This window comes from Rhodococcus sp. NPDC059969 (assembly GCF_042738325.1).
GTDB lineage: Bacteria > Actinomycetota > Actinomycetes > Mycobacteriales > Mycobacteriaceae > Rhodococcus_F.
The window spans coordinates 25166-47309 of sequence record NZ_JBHWUF010000006.1 but is presented as its reverse complement, the minus strand read 5'-3'; the positions used below and the strand labels follow the sequence as shown (position 1 = coordinate 47309).

General features: G+C 60.4%; 21 protein-coding genes and 1 riboswitch. Of the genes, 8 read left to right on the top strand and 13 right to left on the bottom strand.

What is annotated here, in order from left to right:
• Nucleotide 1: 1 nt before the first annotated feature.
• The 5 genes from ACFWAD_RS17790 to ACFWAD_RS17770 all read right to left on the bottom strand — a co-directional run bounded on the left by ACFWAD_RS17790 (nt 2) and on the right by ACFWAD_RS17770 (nt 5642).
• Nucleotides 2-1081: an ester cyclase gene (locus tag ACFWAD_RS17790; RefSeq protein WP_378546099.1), complete on the bottom strand. Its 1080-nt coding sequence runs from the start codon at nt 1079-1081 to the stop codon at nt 2-4.
• The gene (locus ACFWAD_RS17785; RefSeq protein WP_378546096.1) at nt 1081-2454 is read right to left on the bottom strand and encodes an ABC transporter substrate-binding protein; all 1374 of its coding nucleotides are present in this window, start codon (nt 2452-2454) and stop codon (nt 1081-1083) included. The genes ACFWAD_RS17790 and ACFWAD_RS17785 overlap by 1 nt, the downstream gene beginning before the upstream one ends.
• Nucleotides 2451-3341 (bottom strand): carbohydrate ABC transporter permease, encoded by an 891-nt coding sequence (locus tag ACFWAD_RS17780; protein ID WP_378546093.1) that lies wholly within the window; start codon nt 3339-3341, stop codon nt 2451-2453. Before ACFWAD_RS17780 ends, ACFWAD_RS17785 begins: the two co-directional genes overlap by 4 nt.
• Nucleotides 3338-4270, bottom strand: a complete 933-nt coding sequence (locus ACFWAD_RS17775) for a carbohydrate ABC transporter permease (RefSeq protein ID WP_378448076.1) — start codon at nt 4268-4270, stop codon at nt 3338-3340. Before ACFWAD_RS17775 ends, ACFWAD_RS17780 begins: the two co-directional genes overlap by 4 nt.
• Nucleotides 4271-4640: 370 nt before the next feature.
• Nucleotides 4641-5642 carry a LacI family DNA-binding transcriptional regulator gene (locus ACFWAD_RS17770; protein WP_378546089.1) on the bottom strand — a complete coding sequence of 334 codons (1002 nt, stop codon included), beginning with the start codon at nt 5640-5642 and terminating at the stop codon, nt 4641-4643.
• A 318-nt stretch (nt 5643-5960) separates the two neighbouring features.
• Here ACFWAD_RS17770 and ACFWAD_RS17765 point away from each other — a divergent pair, with 318 nt between their 5' ends.
• Genes ACFWAD_RS17765 through ACFWAD_RS17745 form a run of 5 tightly spaced genes read left to right on the top strand, consistent with a single transcriptional unit; the run spans nt 5961 to nt 10647 of the window.
• Nucleotides 5961-7103: a hypothetical protein gene (locus tag ACFWAD_RS17765; RefSeq protein WP_378546086.1), complete on the top strand. Its 1143-nt coding sequence runs from the start codon at nt 5961-5963 to the stop codon at nt 7101-7103.
• 1 nt (nt 7104) lies between these two features.
• Complete coding sequence (locus ACFWAD_RS17760) at nt 7105-7815, top strand: alpha/beta fold hydrolase (protein ID WP_378546083.1); 711 nt, start codon at nt 7105-7107, stop codon at nt 7813-7815.
• Between the two features lie 2 nt (nt 7816-7817).
• Complete coding sequence (gene hisD / locus ACFWAD_RS17755) at nt 7818-9140, top strand: histidinol dehydrogenase (protein WP_378546080.1); 1323 nt, start codon at nt 7818-7820, stop codon at nt 9138-9140.
• The gene (locus ACFWAD_RS17750) at nt 9137-9901 is read left to right on the top strand and encodes an SDR family NAD(P)-dependent oxidoreductase (RefSeq protein ID WP_378546077.1); all 765 of its coding nucleotides are present in this window, start codon (nt 9137-9139) and stop codon (nt 9899-9901) included. The genes hisD and ACFWAD_RS17750 overlap by 4 nt, the downstream gene beginning before the upstream one ends.
• On the top strand, nt 9898-10647 hold the full coding sequence (locus ACFWAD_RS17745) for an HpcH/HpaI aldolase/citrate lyase family protein (protein ID WP_378546074.1): 750 nt from the start codon (nt 9898-9900) through the stop codon (nt 10645-10647). The genes ACFWAD_RS17750 and ACFWAD_RS17745 overlap by 4 nt, the downstream gene beginning before the upstream one ends.
• Before the next feature lie 122 nt (nt 10648-10769).
• On the opposite strand, the gene ACFWAD_RS17740 is transcribed toward ACFWAD_RS17745, so the two are convergent.
• Together ACFWAD_RS17740 and ACFWAD_RS17735 are read right to left on the bottom strand one after the other, a co-directional pair.
• Entirely contained in the window at nt 10770-12377 is a 1608-nt protein-coding gene (locus ACFWAD_RS17740) for an ABC transporter substrate-binding protein (protein WP_378534681.1), read from the bottom strand.
• 134 nt (nt 12378-12511) lie between these two features.
• Entirely contained in the window at nt 12512-13090 is a 579-nt protein-coding gene (locus tag ACFWAD_RS17735; RefSeq protein ID WP_378546071.1) for a CGNR zinc finger domain-containing protein, read from the bottom strand.
• A gap of 63 nt (nt 13091-13153) precedes the next feature.
• On the opposite strand from ACFWAD_RS17735, the gene ACFWAD_RS17730 reads away from it, so the two are divergent.
• Nucleotides 13154-13531 carry a hypothetical protein gene (locus ACFWAD_RS17730; protein WP_378546068.1) on the top strand — a complete coding sequence of 126 codons (378 nt, stop codon included), beginning with the start codon at nt 13154-13156 and terminating at the stop codon, nt 13529-13531.
• A gap of 93 nt (nt 13532-13624) precedes the next feature.
• Nucleotides 13625-13969, top strand: coding sequence for a hypothetical protein (locus ACFWAD_RS17725; protein ID WP_378546066.1), 345 nt, complete (start codon nt 13625-13627; stop codon nt 13967-13969).
• Here ACFWAD_RS17725 and ACFWAD_RS17720 read toward each other — a convergent pair whose 3' ends face one another.
• On the bottom strand, nt 13970-15181 hold the full coding sequence (locus ACFWAD_RS17720; protein WP_378546063.1) for a saccharopine dehydrogenase family protein: 1212 nt from the start codon (nt 15179-15181) through the stop codon (nt 13970-13972). It lies immediately after the preceding gene.
• Nucleotides 15174-16172, bottom strand: coding sequence for an alpha/beta hydrolase family protein (locus ACFWAD_RS17715; RefSeq protein ID WP_378546060.1), 999 nt, complete (start codon nt 16170-16172; stop codon nt 15174-15176). The genes ACFWAD_RS17720 and ACFWAD_RS17715 overlap by 8 nt, the downstream gene beginning before the upstream one ends.
• A gap of 110 nt (nt 16173-16282) precedes the next feature.
• On the opposite strand from ACFWAD_RS17715, the gene ACFWAD_RS17710 reads away from it, so the two are divergent.
• A complete protein-coding gene (locus tag ACFWAD_RS17710; RefSeq protein ID WP_378546057.1) occupies nt 16283-17194 on the top strand; it encodes a PaaX family transcriptional regulator C-terminal domain-containing protein in 912 nt (303 codons plus the stop codon).
• Here the strand turns inward: ACFWAD_RS17710 and ACFWAD_RS17705 are convergent.
• The 4 genes from ACFWAD_RS17705 to ACFWAD_RS17690 form a co-directional block, all read right to left on the bottom strand.
• Nucleotides 17173-17787 (bottom strand): hypothetical protein, encoded by a 615-nt coding sequence (locus ACFWAD_RS17705; protein ID WP_378546054.1) that lies wholly within the window; start codon nt 17785-17787, stop codon nt 17173-17175. The two genes, ACFWAD_RS17710 and ACFWAD_RS17705, sit on opposite strands and share 22 nt — an antisense overlap.
• A gap of 210 nt (nt 17788-17997) precedes the next feature.
• Entirely contained in the window at nt 17998-19323 is a 1326-nt protein-coding gene (locus tag ACFWAD_RS17700; protein ID WP_378534667.1) for an aminotransferase class V-fold PLP-dependent enzyme, read from the bottom strand.
• A 54-nt stretch (nt 19324-19377) separates the two neighbouring features.
• Nucleotides 19378-19492: riboswitch (SAM riboswitch) on the bottom strand.
• Nucleotides 19493-19552: 60 nt separating this feature from the next.
• Complete coding sequence (locus ACFWAD_RS17695; protein ID WP_378546051.1) at nt 19553-21088, bottom strand: PucR family transcriptional regulator; 1536 nt, start codon at nt 21086-21088, stop codon at nt 19553-19555.
• The gene (locus tag ACFWAD_RS17690; RefSeq protein ID WP_378546048.1) at nt 21085-22143 is read right to left on the bottom strand and encodes a DUF917 domain-containing protein; all 1059 of its coding nucleotides are present in this window, start codon (nt 22141-22143) and stop codon (nt 21085-21087) included. Before ACFWAD_RS17690 ends, ACFWAD_RS17695 begins: the two co-directional genes overlap by 4 nt.
• Between the last annotated feature and the right edge of the window lies 1 nt (nt 22144).

Sequence of the window (22144 nt, the reverse complement as noted above, 5' to 3'; positions counted from 1 at the left end):
GTCATGCCCTTTCTGAAATGACGGCCGGCTCGTCGCCGCGCGCATGGACGATCTGGGTCAGAGTCGAGAGTTCGTCGTAGATACGCCATTCCGTCGTAATCTTGCCGTCGCGGAAGAGGAACTGGGACGATCCCAGTACCTGCACTGGCGAGCCAGTCGGCCGTCCGTACGCAGGCACCCCTGTGTACGTTCCCGTGAGCCACCACACAACCGCAACGCGGAGACCACCATGGTGCTCGGAGTAGTTAGCGGCGATGTCCCGAACGTGAATGCGCGCATCCGGGAACGGAGCGAGCATGTCGATGATCGACGACTGGAAGTTGCCTTGTCTACTGAGTGTGCGGTTGCGGGTGGTGTGGCACAGCACGTCTCGCGGGACGTATTGCCCGATCCGATCGAAGTTGCGCTGATTCCATACCTCCTCGATCATTTCGAGGACGAAATCGCATTCGCCCCGGAACAGATCCGGGCGTGGGCCGGAGTCTCCGCCGGCGAGGACGTCCACTGAGTCGGAAAGCGTCGCCGACCCGGTGAATTCACTGAACGCGAGGCCCCGGGCTACCGCCTCCGGATCGAGACCCAGATCGCTGATTACTGCAAATTCGTCGCGCACCACCCATTCTTCTTCCATCACACCGCGCCGGTACAGACAGTTGGCGATCGTCTTGGCGGAGTACCGTCGGCCTGAGGGCGGACCATAGGTGGACAACGAGGTATCCGTGCCACTGCTGAAGATCCGATGAGAACTCAAAAACGCATCGTCACCACGCGCTTCCCACACGACATCTTCTGCCTGCCCCACCCGATCTGGAAAGCCGCTGATCTTGGTCAGCGTGCTCCGAACGACAGGTTCGACACCGATTCCGGTGCCGTAGGCGCCGTGCACTATCGAATCCGGTGCGTAATTTTCCCGAATCAGCCCAACTCCGCGCTCTACCCAAATCCGGTCCGTCCACTCGACGATGAACTCTTCCGGGTCTGCGTATGGCTGGTAGGCAATTTCGTTCAGCACTGCTTTGGCCTGTTCGGTCTGATCGGCATTCATCAATTCGCTTCCTTGGTAGTGATTTTCGCTGTCCATCAGTCGAGCTTCTTGATCTCGTCTGCCGCAGATTCGAGAGTGCTCTGCACATCCGCACCGTTCGCCATTTCATTGACGGCGACTGCCAGAATGTCCATGATTCGAGGCCAATCCAGATTCATCGGGATCGCGCGAGCAGACTGGAGAACTTCGTACTGGATCTCCGGCAAATCCTTGTTGGCCGCGTTGACTTCCGGATCGAGCATGTTCGAATTGTGAACTGTGATTCCGGTCGTGGTGGCGGGGTTATCTTTATCCAGGGCCACGGCGCGCTCTGTAGATGCACTGGTCATCCACTTGACGTATTCCCAAGCAGCACCCTGATTCTTCGACGTGTTGAGCACTCCAGCCAACCAGGTGTAGGCGTAACTAGACGGAGTCTTGCCAGCGAAAGCCGGCAGCGCCGCTACGCCTACATTGCCGTCGAGTTCCGGTGCAGCCTTGCCCGTGTTCGTGAAGTCATCGAGGTGCCACGACCAAGTCATGACGGTGGCAGCGTTTCCTTTGAGGAACGCCGTTGTCGCATCGGTCTCACCCCAGTTCGTGGACGCCGGTGGCGTGTATCCCTGACGGACCGATTCGATGTACTTCTCAGTGGTGGCCACTGCTTCCGGTGAGGTGAAGGTCGGATTGCCGTCCCCGTCGAACAGTTCGGCCCCGTTGCTCCACAGCATTGTCAGCCACGTGTAGAGATTCTGTCCACTGTTACGGCTGAACTGCCCGGCCAACGGATACTTGTCGGTCTTGCTCTTGATGAGCGCGAGCTGCTGGTAATACTCGTCCCAGGTTTTCGGCGCTTCGAGACCAAGCTGATCGTAGATGTCTTTGCGGTAAAACAAGTTATAGGAGAAACCGCGCAGGGGAAGACCCATCGTCTGCCCGTCGGTTCCTGCAGCGGCGGCCTCCCTGAAGGGACCCGAGAAGTCGTCGAGTGTGATTCCGTCCTTCGCCATTACCTCGTCCAGCGGCTGCACACCTACCTTTAGTGACGGCCCCCAGGCGTCCGGCCAGATCAACATGTCGTACGTGCCCCCGCCGATTGCGCTTTCGGCGACGATCTTCTGCAGGAATGTTGCGTAAGGAACATTCGACGATTCCACCGTGATTCCCGTGCGTTCGGTGAATTCAGCGGTGCGCGCCTTCAGCGAGGCGAATTGGGGGGAAGAAGCACAGCATGTCAGGAATCGAATGGTGGTGCCGTCGTATGGTTTTCCCTCCAACAGTCCGAGCTCATCGACCGAGCCATCTTTCACCTGAGACATGAAATCCTCGGTGGTCGGGCCGGAGCCACAGGATGAGACGACCACCGCAAGTGCCACGGCGATAGCGGCCGGAATCAGCCGTCGACCACGTCGTCTGAACATTGATCTCATTTCACTGCTCCTAGCGTCATACCCTGCGCAAAGTGCTTCCGAACCAAAGTTGCGAGAACAATCATCGGGACCATGACGAGCAAGCCGGCAGCGGCCATCGGGCCCCACTGGATCCCTTCTGGTCGTTCGAGCGAGATCAATGACACCGGCAGAGTGATCGCGTCGGCGCGCGCCAAGAACGTAGGAAAGAGAAATTCGTTCCAGGACAACAGAAAAGCGAAGACGACACCAACGAATATTCCCGGCGCGGCGAGCGGCGTGATCACGCGCCACAAGAGTCTGAGCTGACCGCAACCATCCAAACGTGCTGCCTCTTCCACCTCGATAGGAAGCCCGTCGACGAAACCTTTCAACAACCAGGTGTTGTAAGGAACGACAATGGCGAGGTTGGCGACGATCAAGGCCAGTTTCGTATCGAGCAACCCCAAGTCTCGGAACATGGTGAGAAAGGGAAGTGCGATCGCGACGCCGGGAATGAATTGGGTGATGACAATGGCCAACAGAATCGGCTTGTTACCGGGGAAACGATAGCGAGAGAACCCGTATGCGGCCAACAACGCAAGCGGAACCGAGAGCACCGTCGTCACGACTGCAATGACAATGCTGTTGTACATCGGATGGACGAGATTGTTTGCCCCGAATAGAATCTCGCGGAAACTCGCAAGAGAGGGGCGGAAGATGATCGAGGTGCTGAAGACCTCGCGCTCCGGCTTGAACGCGGTCAACGCCAGCCAGAGGATAGGAAACATCACGAAAAAGAGAATTGCCAACGTCGTCAATGTTCGCAGGACGTCGAATACACGTTGAGTCGTGCTCTTCGGCCGACGACGTCGCTTGGTCGTCGACGATCGAGAGAGCGTGTTCGCGCGTTCGAGAATGTCGGTCATTTCGAATCCTGCCTTCCCATGAGCATCAGGTACACAGCGGCAAGTGCGCCGAGAACTACGACGAGGATCCAGGACACTGCCGATGCGTAGCCGATGTCCAGAAAGGTGAAACCTTGTGAATAGGCGAAGAAATTGAGCGTCTCGGTAGCCCTACCTGGACCGCCGCCCGTGGTGGTCACCACCTGATCGAACATCTTGACCGAGAACACCGCCTTGAGAAACACCACGATCAAAATCAGAGGCCGAAGAAGTGGGAAACTGATCTTCCAGAACTCTTGCCAGGCGTTAGTTCCGTCAACTCGCGCGGCATCGCGAATCTCGGGTGAAATCGAACCCAGTCCGCCGAGGAACATCAGAGCAATCAGCGGCGCCCATCCCCAGATCTCACTGCCGGCGATCACCATCAGCGCCCAGAATGGATCACCCAACCAGTTGATCGAATCTGTGAACGGGGCAACGGCTTTGATCATTTTGTCGTATACGCCATAGTCGGGGTTGAACATAAAGCGCCACGAGTACCCCTTCAAAGCCGGGGCGACAGCGAACGGGAGGATGAGCAATGCCTTGGTCATTCCCGACAGCCACGTCGTGCGGTTGAGCACCAGCGCGATGGCAAGACCCAAACCTACCGAGGCGACCACCGATACGATCGTGAATATCAGCGTCACCCAGACGGAATTGTGAAAATTACTGTCAGACAGTGCCTTCGCGTACTGATCCAGGCCAACGAACTGTTGCGGTTCACGGGTCTCGTTGACCCGCCAGTGCCGAAAACTGTTGATCAGCGCTACCGCAAGGGGATAAAACGTCGTCAGGGCCACTGCAATCAAGGCCGGAGCGAGATGCGCGTACGGGACACCGAGTCGCCGCCACGCCGAGTGGCGATTCACCGGCCTTCCCGTTTTGCGGTCGATCGTCACTGTGCTCATTTCTGCGCTCGAATTCCGAGGGGACAGGATCGGTCACTGTCCCCTGATTCGGAGTGGGCCGGGGGGACTCGGGTGGTCACTCGGAACTCCTTCTTAGAAGGTCTGGGCTGGGGCGAGAGGCGATCACCGAATGTAACGCAGCTCTCAATGAATTCAGAGTGTATGCGTATGTACAGTCCTAGAACAAGAGCCGGCGCGATGAAATTTCGCGCGGTGACATAGCCCTGACCCACTCAGGACAGAACCCACATGGCGTTCTTACTGCAGGTACAGGTAATTCTCCAGCGTTGCGCGGTCGATACTCCAGCCACGGCTAGATGGCGCAAATCAACCGACGAACAGCATTGAAATATACGTATGCAAGATCGTTTCAGAGAGCCGGTGCCCCGAGAGTCGAACGTTCGATCAATTGCGGTTCGAGCACGACCCTCCGCGGCGAGCTGTCGACGCCACCACGAAGCCGCTCAACCAACAACTGAGCGGCGGCAGCAGCCATCTTTTCGAGGTCGTGGCCGATCGTCGTAAGCCGAAATACTTCCCAGGCCGCCATGGGAATGTCATCGAAACCAATCAGGCTCACTTCGTCGGGAATCCGAACGCCCTTGGACAGCGCCGCGTTGACAGCCCCGATGGCCACCACATCATTTCCGCAGAACACGGCCGTGGGCGGCTCCGGCAGAGCCAAGAGTTCTGTCATCGCCTGATAGCCCGTTTTGAATTCGAAAGGGCCATGCCGTGTGAGATCGGGGACAAGCCCGATTCCGGCATCCGCGAGCTCCAACCGGAAGCCCATTTCACGATCACGACCAGTGCTGGTTTCGAGAGGACCGAAGATGCCGGCTATCCGCCGGTGCCCTAGGGCAGTGAGCCTGGCTGCCGCCATGCGCCCGCCCAACTGATTGTCAACCACAGCGGCATCGCCCAACCCCTGGCCACTCTCCCGATTGAGGAACACGAATGGAATCCGACGCCGATTGAGTTCGGTAGGCAGTTCGGAGCCCACATTGCTGGTCAGCAACACCAGTCCGTCCACTGAACCATCCACTAGCTGCTCGATGGAAATCTGACTGTCCGAGCGTTCGGTGAAGACCATCATCCGATAGCCATGCTTCTCGAGGGTGTCATGCAATGGTCCGATCAAATGCGGATAGAACGGATTGGTCAGATCACTGACCACGATCCCCACACGCTTGGTCGTGCGCGTCACGAGACTGCGTCCTGCCTCACTTGGTACGTAGCCGAGCGCCGCGACCGCACTTTCCACCCGCATCCGAGTTTCTGTTGCAACCCGCGGGTCTCCACGAAGAGCTCGGGAGACCGTCGGCTGCGACACCCCGGCCAGTCGTGCAACATCGCGACTGGTGATCGCCATTGCTTCCTCATTCCTCAACCACCCGGCAGAGCCGAGAATCCGCACTATGTATACGGATCATAGGCGGTCGACTGACGCACGCGGACCCGACAGCGAGCTGTATGCGAGTCAATCGAAAAGAAGTTCTCCGAACAGGGACGATGCTGAGAAATCGCCGCCATTTTCCAGAAAAGGGACCCAGGGCATTGACACAACAACCCTCTGTCGGCCTACTATGCATACGTATAAATGCGTAGCTTCCAATCGCGCCGAATCATCAGCACGACGACTGGAAGCCTCCTATGCACGACAGTCCCACGAAGCCAATTGAGAGGTCCCATGTCGTCCGACGTAACTGTCACCATCGAGGAACTGGCCCGGCGCACCATCCGCCAGAATGACTTCGTCTCCTGCAACCAAGCGTTCATCGATTGCCGCACTCCGGGTTCGGACCAGAAGAAGAACTACTCCATGATCGGCCGAGGGGTCACCCAGAGTTCCGGCCAGGTTGTGAATCTCCGTGAACCTCACGGCTTTCAAATCGGTGGCGCGGCCATGCCCAACGGCGTAACCAACAATCTGCACCTGCATTTCACCGCCGAAGTGTTTCTCTGCTTCCGCGGAGAGTACCTACTCCGATGGGGCGCCGACGGCACAGAGGGCGAAACGCTGCTTCGCGAAGGCGAAATTGCATCGATCCCGACCTGGATATTCCGCGGTTTCACCAATGTCGGACCCGATGACGGAATCCTCTTCACGGCCCTCGGCATGGACAACACAGGCGGTATCATCTGGGGCCCAACTGTTCTCGAAGAGGCAAAGGGACACGGACTGTATCTCAGTGCCGAAAATACTTTGATCGACACCATCGCCGGTGACCAGCTCCGTGAGGACACACCACTGATGGAGCCGATCAGCGCCGAGCAGATCGCCGGGCTGCGCAGATTCAGTGTCGAGAAAATGGCTTCTCGGATCGCAACCGCAGAAAACATAGACTGGTCCGATCGAGCACTGTTGGACTCTCGGATCGCCGGTGGCGGTGCGGAACTCGGACTTGTGATCGGCTTCGGGATGACCGAGGATCTTGATCAGGAACCTCGCATCTACAACCCGCACGGCCACAACATCGCTTGGTTGAGAGCACGACCGCAACAAGGTGTTTCACTGCATCGCCACAATGAGAGCCAGGTGCTGATGGTCAAAGACGGTCGATGGGAAGTGACTGTCAATCGTGGCCCGGACTCGCGCACCGTGACCCTCGAATCCTGGGACATACTCTCCATCCCCCGGGGCGCGTTCCGATCCATCCGTAACGTCGGAGAATCGACGGGGTTGATGTTAGTGGTCAACAGCGGCGACGGTCGCGTACGTCTGGAATGGGACGAGGAAGTGGTCAAGGCCGCGGCAGATGCCGGCGACGCCCTGGACCACAACGGCTACGTGGCACCATACGCATTGGTCCCACGTAAACTAGGAACCTGAGTTGAGCACTCTGCCAGTCGTTCTCGTCCCTGGAATGCTCTGTGACGCCGACCTCTGGACAGAGATCAGGTCTGGACTGGACGCGGACACCGTCATCGCGTCGATCGACGCCACGACAATCGGCGCAATGGCTGAGCAGGTCCTCGCCTCAGTCGAAGGACCGTTTGTCCTCGCCGGGTTGAGCCTTGGAGCGATCGTCGGGTTCGAGGTACTTCGAACGGCACCCGAACGGGTGACAGGGTTTTGCGCCTTGTCGACCAATGCCGGAGCACCGACAATCATTCAGCATCGAACCTGGTACCGCATGGCAGCTCAATGCACCAGCGGCGACTTCGAGCAGATCGTGCGAGACATCCTGCCGACGATGTTCGCCGACGAAACTCCCCCACCGAGTTTGGCCAACAGATTCACCGCCATGGCTGCACGGGTCGGCCCGGTCGTTCTGCGGCGGCAACTTGCCGCTCAATGCACGCGTGTTGGCGCAATACCCGAATTGCGAAATGTCACTTGCCCCACTCTGGTTGTCTCGGCAACGCGAGACCAACTGTGTCCCGACTATTTTCACCGAGACATTGCCGACGCTGTCCCCCGGTCTCGCCTCGAACACCTACACGGAGCCGGCCATCTCAGTGTCTGGGAACAGCCGGTAGAAATCGCTCGAATGATCAATGGCTGGCTTCCTGCCATCTCTGAATCCATCACCCAGGAGTAGACATGCCCCAAGTTTTGAAGAACCCCGTTCCCGCCGAGTCCGTACGACGCGATCGAACAGAAGTAGGCGAGCGAGTGTCGTCGATCCTCGACGATATCCGGGCCAATGGCGATGCAGCCGTGCGCAAATGGTCGACAGAGTTCGACAAGTGGAGCCCAGAGTCTTTCCGCCTATCGGCAGCGCGGATCGAGGAGATCATCGCGGGTGTTCCTGACCAGGTAATCGAGGACATCAAGTTCGTTCAGCACCAAGTGCGTACATTTGCACAGCATCAGCGAGACTCATTGACTGATTTCGAGATCGAGACTCTTCCCGGAGTTCATCTCGGCCAGAGGCACATTCCGATCAACCGGATCGGCGCATACGTCCCGGGCGGACGCTACCCATTGACTGCTTCCGCGCATATGACCATTGTGACGGCGAAGGTCGCGGGTGTACCCAGCGTCGCCGCCTGCACACCACCTATCCGCGGCGAGATACCCGCCGCTACTGTCGCAGCGATGCACCTCGCCGGAGCCGACGAAATCTATTTACTCGGCGGCGTCCAGGCGATCGGAGCGCTTGCCTGTGGAACCGAAACCGTCAACCGCGTCGATCTTCTGGCAGGTCCGGGCAATGCATATGTAGCTGAAGCCAAACGTCAACTCTTCGGCGAGGTCGGAATCGACCTCTTTGCAGGGCCAACCGAGATCCTGATCATTGCGGACGAACACGCCGATCCGTTCGTCGTTGCGGTCGATCTGCTCTCACAAGCGGAACACGGCCCGGACTCCCCCGCAGTCTTGATTACCACCTCGGAAGAACTGGGGCGCAAAGTCACGAAGCACATCGACGACATTCTTCCGGACCTGCCTACCAAAGACTTCGCCGAACCTGCATGGCGCAACCACGGTGAAGTCATCGTCGTCGATTCACTCGTCGACGCCTACGCACTCGCGGATTCCTACGCGAGCGAACACGTAGAGGTCCTCACCGAGAATCCTCGCGAAGCCCTGGCGACGATGAGCAATTACGGTGGTCTCTTCCTCGGCGAAGGTACCTGCGTCTCCTACGGCGACAAAGTGATCGGCACGAACCATGTTCTCCCTACGCGTGGTTCAGCGCGATACACAGGTGGCCTCTGGGTTGGAAAGTACCTCAAGACGGTCACGTACTCCGAGGTGACCGACAAGGCGTCCAGCGCACAGTTGGGTGAGGTTTGCGGGCGGGCATCGCGCGTAGAACTGTTCGAGGGTCACGCGCGCTCAGGTGACGTTCGCGCCGCCAAATACGGTACCGCAGAGCTTAACTGGAGCGATCACTACAACGCGAGCGTATCACTGTGAGCGAGTACATCAGAGGTCGTACGGCGTTGGTCACAGGAGGCGGTAGTGGCCTCGGAGCGGCCATTACGGCGGAACTGGTGAAGAACGGTGCACGAGTGGTCGTCGTAGGTCGCAGCCGCCACAAACTCGACTTGGTCGCCGCAGCCAACGGAAAAGCAGTTCGTGCCGAGACATGCGATGTTGCACAGGCGTTTTCTGCCGACGAACTCGCGGAAAAGATCGCCGATGAGGACGTATCGATCCTGATCAACAACGCCGGCGTACCGGGTCCCGTTGCCCCGTTGACGGGAATTGCCACCTACGATTGGGACGACGTATTCGCCGTCAACGTGCGCGGCGTATTTCTCATGTGCCGTGCTTTCCTGCCTGGAATGATCGAAGCCGGGCGGGGGGACATCATCAACATCGCCTCTGTCTCCGGGAAACGTCCACTCACAGGTAGAACTCCATACTGCGCGTCGAAAATGGCAGTAATCGGTTTGACCACCACCCTCGCAACCGAAGTCGGCCCCTTGGGCGTAAATGTCAACTCACTCTCTCCGGGGCCGGTGGACAGTGCGAGGATGCACCGCAACTTCACCCTGGAAGCCGACCGGACAGGCGGAACCTACGAGGAAGCAGAACGCGCGTTCGTATCTCGGTCAGCTCTCGGCCGAATGGTCAGCGAGGAGGAGGTGGCGACGGCCGTCACTGCGATGCTCTCAATGCCGGGCCTATGCGCAGCCGATATAGATCTCTCCGCCGGAATGGTGGCCCGATGAGGGCGAAGTTGCGCTCTGGTGAGCACCTTCTCGGCGTCCTGGTCAGGATGCCCTCGGAGGAACTGGTCGAAATGGCCGGGGTCGCCGGCATGGACTACGTGTTCATCGACTGTGAACACGGCCCCGCAGATCTGATTGCCTTGAGACAGCACATCACTGCGGCAGAACTGCACGGCATGGATGTTCTGGTGCGCGTCGGGCAAAACGAGCCAGCGCTGATCCAGCGGGTTCTCGACCACGGTGCAGCGGGAATTGTCGTGCCGCACGTCGACAGCGCGGAACAGGCTCGCACGGTGGTTCAGCAAGCCCGGTACGCCCCGGTCGGCGACCGAGGCTTCGCCACGTACGGGCGGGCCGGGCGTTTCGGCCAGGTACCAGCTCGCGAACACTTGCAGGCAGATGTCGACCGAACCGTGGTAATCGTGATGATCGAGTCCCACACCGGCTGCGCGAACGCCGAAGAGATAATGGCAGTTCCTGGGATCGACGGCGTTATGGGCGGCCCCGCCGATCTCGCATTGTCGTTCGGTGTCGACGGTCCGCACGACATCCGCGTATTGCAAGCACTATCCACATTGCACAATCAAGCCGCGGCCGCAGACCAGAAGCGAATGGAGATCGTTTCAAGTGCGGAACAGGCACGGCACTCATTCGCAGCGGGGGCACATCTCGTTGTCGTCAACCTGACTCATGTGCTGATGAAGACTCTCGACGGGCTGGTCAGTGTAGGCAGAGGCTCGCCTTAGCTTCGCGCCGATCCGCGAAACTATCGAAAAATTCTCCTTCGACGCACGTGGCGATCCCGTTCGGACAGCGGATATGGGCACCAACTGACGAGATCGGTCGGTGCCCATATATCAGGCCCGATCTACTTCAGGACACGGATCGCCGAGCCCGGAAGGATTCCGCTCGACGGCGGGTAGATCGACGTCGCGCCGTTGAAGAACATGTGTGCGGGAGTCGTCGACACCGGAAGCAGGTCGATGTCGTTGAACAATGCCCGCTCACTTTCCTCCCACACCTTGCAGGACTCATCGCCCGGAAGAAGCGAAGCCTGAGTGGACAATTCGATGTACTTCTTGTTGTCGAGCGAAGCGAAGTTCACTCCTTCGGGCTTCGGCGGACCGGTGAAATACTTGGCAAAGATACTGGGTGTGTCACTGCCCAGCGTCAAACCGATGGAGACGTCCCACGACGAGAGGTCAGTGGTGCTGAACGTGTTGGCAATGACGAAGCTGTAGTCACCGCCGGTCAGTTTGACCTTGGCCCCCAGTCCTTCCCATTGTGTCGCTACGTATTCCGCGGCGGCAGAGTTCGTATCGCGGGCATTGTTGAAAATCACGTTGAGGGTAAGCGGTCGACCGTCCTTTGTCAGGACGCCGTCGGGACCCGCCTTCCAGCCGGCGTCGGACAAGGTCTTCTTGGCTGCGTCGACGTCGAACTCGGGAATCGTTCCTTCGACACTGTTGTAATCGCAGGCGAGGGGTTCCGACACCGCGAGTGCGCGTGCGCGGGTTCCCTTACCTCCGGTGGTGATCTCGGTGTAGTCGTCCAGATCGACGGCTTGCACAAGAGCCTGTCGCACAGCGCGGTCCGCCGTGGGCAGAGACGCGAAATGATTGAAGATGAACTCACCGGACAACGTGGTGTACGTCTTCGAATCAAGACCAGCTGCCAGCACTCGCTCCTCGTCCGAACCGGTCACCGCTGCGGCATTGACCCCGCCGGTGAGAACAAGATTCGCCGTCGTACTCGGATCGGTGACAATCTTGATCGTCACGGTCTTCGGCACCCCGAGAGTGTCAGACGTGGTCTCCCCGTTCGGGCTCCAGGTGTATCCGTCGCGGCGTTCCATCGTGATGTGATCGTTGGGAACAACCTCGGTGACCTTGAACAGACCCGTGCCGTTGCTACTCGAACGGATGCTGGCCGGATCTTCGAGCGTCGCGGCACACGGAAGCCGCAACGCGCCGATTCGAGAGAGCAGGAAGGGCGCGGGTTCGGCGGTGGTTACCGTCAGTTCGTCACCGTCCGCTGAGGCCGAAGTCGACATCGGCACAGTGGATCCGCGTAGCGGTGAAGCATTTTCAGGATCCATGACCCAATTGATGTCATCGGCCGCGGTTTGTGCGGTGAAGGAAGTGCCGTCGGCACAGGTGATGCCCTTCTTGAGCACGAACTTCAGCGTGTTTCCTTCTTCCGTCCAGCTCTCCGCCAGGTACGGACGCACAGTGCGTGTTTGCGCATCGACGTCGATCAACGAATCGTACGAGTACGCGTTGACGATCTGCGTCGACGTGAGATTGGTGATCAGAGGATGCAGATTTCCAGGATCGGCGTTGATGACAGTCGTGAAACTGCCGTCCTTTGCATACTCACCGACCGAGCCTTCGGGGCTGGACGCACCGCCACACCCAGCCAGGGTGAACACGCCAACGCTGATAACTGCTGTCGCGGAGACAGAACGAGCTTTCATACGAGCCGCCATCTACTAGAAGTTGCCATGGCGACAATGGTGCGGGACTGACGTGGTCTGGATCTCGTTGAAGTGACCCATACACTCGGCCGTACTCTGTTCGATTGTCACTATCGACCGGGCAAGCACAGCGACTATGTATCACGCTGCCGTTGACGGTGATTCGCGACGTTGATTCGGTTGCCGCACAACGCCGGCATGCAGTAGCGGCGCCGCCCTCCCCGGCTTGTATCGACAAACACCCCGTTGCACGTCGGCGATGCACATGGGCGGAATCGTTCGTACCCCAATGTGCGCAGAGTCCCCAGTAGCGAGTAACCGATCAACAACATGAGTTCACCCGCGAGATCGATTGTGCTGTCCGGTACTGCATTCCACCGGTAGTCGTTCTGGGAATCCGGCGTGAGTCGAACATGATGTGGGACGGTCTGCAGGAATCGATGAGTGCGATCAACGAGCTCATCAGAAGTCGGAGCATCGAGAATCGAACGAATCCCCTCTCTGAGTTCCTTGACGTCGGCAAGTTCACCGCTGGTAAGCCGATGCCCGTTGCGGAGCGCGTCCGGCGAGAGTCCGTGTTCATCCAGTAGATCGTGAAGCGTCTGGGGGGCAGCCAACGCGTCACCGGCCTCCACCCACACGCGGGGTGAGGTGTTGACCAGGTCCGTCGCAAACGACGCACCGGATACGTAATCGTCTAAAACTACTTGCATCCCTTACCTCCCTGCCTTACCGTAATTGAATAACCTAACTTTACACCTTACGGAGGCGGCGGGATGGAACACTGCGCAGACCACGGACTGCCCGAGATACTGCTCGACACCCACAATCGATTACGCCGCGCCGGCACCGTGGCGTCGGGGACACCCGTCGTTGCCGCCGATCTCTACTGGTCCATCGGCGCGCTCGCCCAGTGTCTGACCGCCATGGACGAGGTCATTTCACAACTGGGAATCAACGCCCGAAAGCAGTTGCGGGCCGGAAAGTTCGATGTCGAGGGCGGACCGTTCGAAGGACAACCCGACGCTGCCCTGCTCACCGCAGTTCTTGCGCTCGCCCGAGCATCGAGCAGTTGTGAACCAGTTCAGACGGCAATCGGCAATGCCCAGATCGCGGTGAGCGATCTCGTCGTCTCAAGGCCCACCAGCACTTGACGCCCGCGCTCGCAGCCTGTCCTAATAGAGACTGTATGGTTGGTTTTCAGGCAGCCACCGAGAGCATCGACCAGCAGGAACCGGGTTATCACTGTGAGTGCAGGAACATCGACAATCTACGAGGACCGAACCGTCCGGATCGACAATCAGGGCGTGACGATCCGCCACTACTACTTCCCGTTTGTCAGCAAGTTCGTCCCGTACTCGCAGATCGAATCCGTCGACCTCGGAGTCATGTCGTGGCTGAGCGGACGCCTACGAATCTGGGGAACAACAGATTTCAGCTCGTGGTACAGCCTGGATCTTTCACGTCCGTGGAAGGAGACTGCGGTGGTACTCACCCTCACCGGCCGTGGAGCACCCTCGTTCAGCCCCAAAGACGCAGACCGAGTCGACGCCGAAATCCGCAGTCGCATCGGATCGCACGCCGCGAACTGACTAGCGGAACTCGGATTCGACGGTAACGATCTCCCTCCAATCGGTTCGATCGAACAATCGCGCCAGCGCTGTGAACAGAACTTCCGGATCGATGACACTCTCCGGTGAGCGCACACCGACCCGATCCGAAATCGTTCCGTCGGCCAGCCGGGATACAACCTGAGCAAGGCCCAGCACCAAAGGGATTCCAGTCGCACGGGCCATGTCCGACAGCAACTCCGATACCGGCGAATCGTCGGCAATACGTGCCACGACGCGCATCTCTCGACCTTCGAGCGCCCCTGTGGCCGAGGCGAAGAACAACGGCAAGGATCCGTGGCCGGCGCGCGTGAGCATTCGAGGCGCAGCACGGATCATCCGTCCGAGCGAAGGCTTGCCCAATTCTTCAGCGGCCGAGTCGAGATCGATTCTCCCCTTGTCGATGTCGGCGCGGAGAACGTCGAGAAACGCCACGGTTTCCGGAGTGATGACCATCAGATTTGCCGAATGCCCCGCAGGCTTGATGGTCCGATGAAACATCACCGGCTCCGGATGCCCGACCACGTAAGCGTTCCCCCGACGTCCGCCGGGCAGTTCGAGTGCGATGGAACGCAATGGTTCTTCGTTGACGATTCGCCCCGCACGAACCACCGGAACCTGGCCGCTGATCTGCTGCATCCAGTGAACGGCGGCTGCACTCAATGTGTCCACCGACTCGTCCTCGCCCTCGACATCAACCGGCCAGGCTGTATACAGATCGTCGACCACGTCCAATCGCGAGACTGCCATCGCGGCCAGGAGGTTACTCATCCCGGGACTTGCGCCCATGCCGACTACCGCACAGATTCCGGCTCCCCTCGCGGCACAGTCCAATTCCAGCATGTCGACGGCCGGCTCCCAGTCGTCGCAGATGTCGAGATAGTGAGTCCCGGTCTCGATCGCTGCCTGGAGAATGCCGACGCCGAAACGGAAGAACGGTCCGACCGTATTGACGACCACGTCTGCGCCGTCAAGCAATTCACGTAGCATGCGACCGTCCGTGACGTCGATGCTGCGCGCCTCGACTTCCGCTGACGCCTGCGCCAGTTCAACTGAAAGACGCTTCGCAGCATCGATATCGCGATCCGCGACTACTACCTTGCCGATTCCCGGCAATGTTGCGGCCAGACGAACTGCTGCCGAGCCCATGGCACCGGCACCGCCCAGAGCGACAACCGTGATTCCGTCAGCCATGAATTCCCTCCAAGAATGCAGTCTGTTCTGCTAGATACCCGGGGGTGAAGATCGAACGGGGAGCAAGGACGGCCACTAGAGCGGACCTCACTTCCGAGTCTTCGAGATCCTTGTCCACGATCGAATGCGTAGCGTCGGGGTACTTCTTGACCACCAATTGCCCTGGAGCGTCGAGCAATTCGCGATACACCCTTTCGGTGTCTGCCACGTCGACGTTGACGTCTTGTCCGCCGACAATCAAGAGCACCGGAACCTTCACGGTTTCGAGATCGGCTCGCGCATCCGAGAGGTAGTTCTTTCGGATGAAGTTCCACCGGTCTTCGGTGAGACCGTCAGCCTCGCCGGAGGCCACGAGATCGCCGAACGATGCATCGCGTGCCAACTGATCCAAGTTCTTCGAACGGTCGACCCGCGCTTTCTCGAACTCTTCGGCCGGCGCATTCCTCTCGGAAAGCTCTGCACGGGTATTGAATTCACCTTGTTGGAGCCAGTTGATCGCCGGGCCCACGGCAATGACGAATGCGACGTCCGGGTCGAGGTTCACCACCTTGGGCATCACCCACCCCGCCTGGCTGGCACCCCACAGACCGATCCGAGAGCGATCGATATCCGAACGCCCCCGCGCCCACGCGATTGCCGCTTCCGTTTCCGCCGCCCGATCGTCCATGCTCTGATCGAGCCAGTTGCCCGGCGCCCCGTTCACCCCCGGCTTGTCCCAGGAGAGTGACGCGTACCCCGCCTTTGCGAATGCCTCCCAGAGCGGCCGATAGAAGGTGTCGTGTGTTGCATCGATCGGTCCGTCTCCGTGGACGAAAACCACGAGCCCGAAGGGGCCGTCACCATGCTCGGGCAATGCAAGGACTCCCTGGAGTGGCATCGATCCCCCAGTGATCGTCACTTTTTCCTCGCGGATGTCGTAGCTGTTCTGGTACAGCGTCCAGCCCACAAGTCCAACGATCAGGACAACGACCACTGCCAGGGAAGTAACCACCCACCTGCGCAAACGAGGGCTACTCTTCCTCTCACTCTTCGATTGCACTGCCATCTTCCCGCCTTAACGTACGAAGTGAAAACGATCGTTTTGACTTCGATAGTACAGTTATGGGCGAAGATGTCGAGACGCGAGGAAAGGGCAGGGCGATGACCGACAGAGACGTCGATGTACCCACGAGGATTTTGATCGAGGGGCTACTGCGCACGGACGGAACTGTCGACGGGCACACCCTCTATGCCACCGCCGACGCCCTCGGCAAAACAGATCAACAGGTTCGGCTGTGCATCAAACGGTTGGTCACCGAGGGAAAGTTCACTCAGGAAGGTCGCGGGCGGCAGTCCACGCTACGAGCAACACCGAAAGCCGTGCGCGAGATGGAACCCGACGTCGATTTCGTTCGGCTGGCCTATCAACAAGATCGCACCACTGCGACACCGTGGGACGGATATTGGCATCTGGTCGGATTCGCAATTCCGGAGTCGTCACGGAAAGCACGAGATGCGCTGCGCACCAGGGTCGTTTACCTCGGCGGCGCGCTCGTCCAGGGCGGTCTGTACGTCTCGCCGCACGCCTGGGAACCGTACGTTCTCGATGCGGCCGCCGAACTCGACGTCGAACAGCACCTGTCTTCTCTCACCACTCGAGATCTGAAAGTGGGCATGCACGAAGACCCGGTGAAGATTGCCGCGCAGTTGTGGCCATTGGGCGAGATCGCTGACGGATATGAACGGCTGCTCGACGTAGCGACCGCACGCCTGCACAAACTGCAGAACACTCCGGGCACCGATGCTGTCACGATGACCATCGAGCTCGCGGCGGAGTTCACGCGAGCCATGGAACCGGATCCGCTACTGCCACCGGAATTACTGCCCACCAACTGGATCGGCAAGCGGGCGCGCTCCGTCACGGCACAGTGCTGGACGCTGCTGGCACAGGTGGACGGCGTCGACAAACTACCGTCGCTGTTCCACCTGTACGCAGATGCAATCGGTGAGGATCAGGACGCGAGAGTGCGCTGACGGGGCGGCAGCCCGAAACGACTGAGCACTTCGTCGACCGCGGTGGACGGTGTGACAAGTCCCCGATCCTGAAGCCACGGAATGGTGCTGTCCACCAGGTGCTCGAGAGTGCGGGGCAATGCGAGAGGCAACAACGTAACGCCGTCGGCGACATCGGCAGCTCGGATATCGGCGATCAAACTGCCGAGACCGGAAGGCGTTCCGACGTAGTGAAGCGAAACGGGAACCCGCGGCGAGGTCAACGCGCTGTCCAACTGTGCAAGCTCTTTCCGGGCGGAGCGAGCCTCCGGCGCGACCAGAATCTCGAGATCGACCAGCACTGCGACGCCGTCGGGATCGCGTCCTTCTTCGGCGACGGCAGCGCGTATCCGTGCACGTTCGAGCTGTGCCTCACGCAGATCCGCAGCGCGAATCCGAACCACATTGGTAGGGAATGAAGCTAAATCGAGAGCCTTTTCGCCCTCGGTGAGGTCCACCCAGTAGTCGCCGCCGATGATGGGCAGGTTGCCGGGTGCGCCCTCAGCGGCCGGATGGTGACCGGATCCGGTCAACTCGACCGCTACGTGCAGAGAATGCGAAGCGAGTGAAGACATGTGAGACCTCCGAAAATCAGAAAAGTGTGGGATGAGCGAGACGAATCGTCAGCTCGAACACATTCCTGACGAGGTGCGGCACAGATCTACATGGCGACGGCACCACTGACCGAGAGTGATGCTCACTCTCGAAGGGGTGGCGGGAAAGTCCGCTGGTGCCATGGCTGCCATGCTAGTTGTCCGTTCGAGTTTTCGGGGACCGAGCTCAGCTCAGACGCACTCGGCTGCGCCGGCATTGTCGTCTGCGGCTCCGAGGAAGGGGCGGGTCTCGGGCACAGGGTTCCACGCACCTGCCGTCTTCGCGTACTTCCAATCACGCTGATTCGAAACCAGGATGTTCACGGCGTCGACCAACCGCGTGACGTCATCCGAGCTGCTACCGAGGCCGAGGCTGGCGCGAACTGCACCGCCGGAGAGGCCGAGGCGTGCGAGAACTGGATGTGCGCAGAAGCGACCGTCGCGAACTCCGATGCCGTGCTCGGCGGAGAGGAATGCGGCGATCTCGCCCGCTTCGAATCCGTCGACGGTGAAGGTGACGATTCCGACGGCGTCAGGAGCGTCGTTCCACAGCCGTACGAGTGAGACGCCTTCGATGGCGGACAAGCCGTCAGTGAGCTGGGCGGTGAGCGCCTTCTCATGCTCGGCGATGACGTCGAAGTCCAGAGCGTGCAGGGTTTCGCAGGCGGTCGCGATAGCTGCCGCACCGAGCACGTTGGGCGAACCGGCCTCGTGGCGTGCGGGCGCGCAAGCCCACTCGGTGGATCCGATGGTCACCTCACGCACGGCGCCGCCGCCGGCGAGGTACGGCTGAGCTTCGTCGAGCCAGTCACGGCGGCCGACGAGAACGCCGGCGCCGAAGGGCGCGTACAGCTTGTGGCCCGAGAACGCTACGTAGTCGACGCCGCATTCCTGCAGGTCGATGCGACGGTGGGGAGCCAACTGAGCAGCGTCGACGAGGATACGTGCGCCGCAACGGTGAGCGATGTCAGCCAAGCGTGCAATCGGCAGGATCTCACCGGTCACGTTGGAGGCGCCGGTGATTGCGAGCAGTGCGGCAGGCTTGGTGCACAGTTCACCGATCAGACGCTCGATGGTCTCTTCGATGGTGTCTGCGGCGGTGACGATACGAGCGTCGTTCCACGGCAACAGGTTTGCGTGATGCTCGACGTCGAGGACAACGGTGCTGCCGGGGACACACTGGGCCAGCAGGTTCAGCGAATCGGTGGTGTTTCGGGTGAAGACGACAACCTGATCGTCGGCACAGTTCACGAAACGAGCAACGGATTCACGAGCGTTCTCGTAGGTGAGGGTGGAGATCCGGGACGCGTAGCCGGCACCGCGGTGGACGCTGGCGTACGTGGGCAACAACTCGGCGATACGGTCGGTGACCTGGGCCAATGCCGGCGCACTCGCGGCGTAGTCGAAGTTGGCGTAGGAGCATTCGCCGCCCTGAACCAGCGGAACCTGCAGGTCAGCACCCGAAACCTTGGCGATCGGAGCGGTGCAGCAGGTGTCGGCACTCAATACAGCAGTCATCGAAGACAATCCTCACGTTCAAGGACTCATTCGTTCGGGTGATGGCCCCGGAAGAGTCCGCGCTTGCCGCATTCGTTTTCGAACGCAGCCGGGTCGTCACCCGGAGCACCCCACCGCGGAGGAGGGTTGCCGACCAGCAAGCCGGGGCTGAACACTGGTACTCGTGACCTGGCAACGAGGATGGCAGGAACTTCCCGTGCTTGTCAAGACGAAGCTGCGAAGCCCGTCGTCACGGCGCGATCGTTCGGCAGGCGAGGTGGAGTGCAAGCCTGGTTTCCGGATCGGCCAGATCCACCGAGAGAAGGCGCTGAATTCGATCGATCCGACTCGATACGGTGTTGCGGTGCAAGCCCATTCGAGTTGCGGTGTGAGCCAGAGACGATTCTTCGTCGAGGTACGTCGAGAGAGTCTCGAGCAACTCTCCACTCGAATCTCGTAGCGGCGCGAGCAGTGCCGCGGCGGCGGGCTGAAACGTGTCGGTTCGCGTCCACGCCAGCAGCAACTGCGCCAGCCCGAGGCGGTCCACGTGCAGGAACCGGCCGGTGTGCGACCGGGAACCGGCGAGACGAGCGGCATCCCCCGCCTCCGACAGAGACGCTCCGATACCGGCAGGGCCATCGTGCGCGCGTCCCACTCCCACCCACGTCTCCATTGTGGGCTCCAACCGCGCTTGAGCTGTGCGAATACGTTCGGCAATCCTGGTGATCGCCTCCGGTCGCGGCTCACCTGGCAGAGTCGTCCACGCTGCCCAGCCGTCAGCCTGTTCCACAACGTTGGCGTCGATTCCCTCCGCTGCGAGGGCGTCTGCAACCTCAGTGCGCCTGGCCACCAGGTCAACCTCGCCGATGGCCAGGACTTTGATGCCGATGTGCCAGCCGTCCAGCGCCCAACCGGCGTCGAGTGCGCGCCTGAGCAGTCCGGGTGTGGCGTCTGCGGACGTGTCGACGAGTTCACCCAGCAACGCGCTACGCCGACGCGCTTCGCGCTCATCGACCATACGCGCAACGGCCAGCCGGTGACCGACAGCCAACGAGGCCACATCGAGAACGACTGAGAGAGAAGCCTCTTCGACGCTCTGACGCACCGGGAGCAGCACCGCCAGCCAGGGCTCTCGGGCTGCGCCGGACATCACCGGGCATGCGATCAGAACCCCGCCGGAGTCCAATTCGACAGTGGTGGGCGCCCCGCGGCCCGACAACGTACCTGCGGCCGCTCGATCGTCGTCCGACAACAGGTCAGCACCGGTCAGCGGACGTCCGGACGAGTCCAGGAGAATGAACGAACGCTGAAAGGTGTTCAGTAACACCGACAGAAGATTCTCGACGCTTCCACCGGCACGCTGGCCCGCGTGTGTCGCCCGCAGTACCGCGTCGGCCATCACCGCCCGCGAATTCGAGAGAAGATCACGAAGATCCACGCTGAACTGCCACGGGTCGGATACTCCGAGCACCACCAGTCCGAGCCGATCGGCGAGCAACGTGAGACTGGCATCCTCTGCCGCAGTGCTGTGCACAGCGACCACCTGGCATCCGGTCGCCGCCGTTCTGCGAAGGAGAGCATCGAATCTCCACTCTCCGATGTCGATTAGATCGAGAATCACCAGAACTGATCCTGAACTCGCCGCACCCGACACGGCCTCGGCCGACTGTGTCGATTCCCCGGTGAGTGCTCCCACTGTCGTGACGACGGGATCACCGTTGCCGGCAAGTCGATACAACCCGACAAAAATCGGGTTGTTCAGCAACGCCGAAACACTCGCGCTCATCGCGCCTCCATCAGCACTGCGTCGTGGTCGATCCCGAATGCACGCGGGCCGACAACTTTCAATCTGCTTACATCTTCAGCCCACCACTGAGGGCAGGGCAGAACCAACACGGCCACGTCCTGCCCCTGGTGCACGGATTCGCACGAGACGAAGGCGCCGGTCCGGACGTCGAGCAACGTCACGATGTCGGGGCACGTCGAGATCATCTCGCCGTCCAGCGCGACGGTCAGGAACTCACTTTCGAATTCGACTCGAATCACCGCAGAACCGTGTTCGAGAATCACGTTGCCCCGACGATCGCCGGCGTCCGGGTGACCACGACGCACCGCACGCACTCGGCCTGTCCCCCGTACCCGTGCTCCGATGGCCTCGGCGATCTCCTGCCAACTGCCGAGGGTCCCGATGTGCTGACCGAGTTCGTGTGCCCGGGAGAGAGTTCCCGGAACGCACGCCTCCTGCACAGTCCGCGCATCGATCGACGCGATGGCCAGAGCGCCCCACCCGCTGGTTCTCCCGATCAACGACCGCACCGCTACCTCGGCGCCCAGCACATCTACTCCGTCGACGACGGTAATGAGGCCGCCGGGCTGGGCGAGGGTGACCGGGCACAATTCCAACCCGGCTGCGGCGAGAGAGAAGTGATCGAGCCGCGGCATCGCTCGACCGAGCAGGTCCGCGTCGACCACTGGAATTCCCAACGCCAACGCCGCCGCAATGCCGGAGAGAGCGTTGAGTCCACCGCCTTCGAAGGTCATCACTGCGCTCGGACTTTTCCCGGTCCACCGCGTCAAAGCTGCTGCGGTGTCCGCAAACTCATGTCCGGAGGGCAGTTGTTCCTCCAAAGCCAGGGCCGATCCGACTATTCCCACCGGCATCACCAACGCCCCGTCCGGTAACTGGTCCGGCGCGATGACCTCCACCGAAGTAGACGCCATCAGTGGACGCAACAGTTCCACGAACAGGCGTGGATCGCCGCCCCCGCCGCAGCCCAAGACCACCGCCCCCGCTGCGATCGCGTCGAGGTCGGCCTCCCGGACCGCGTGCAGCCTGCTCACG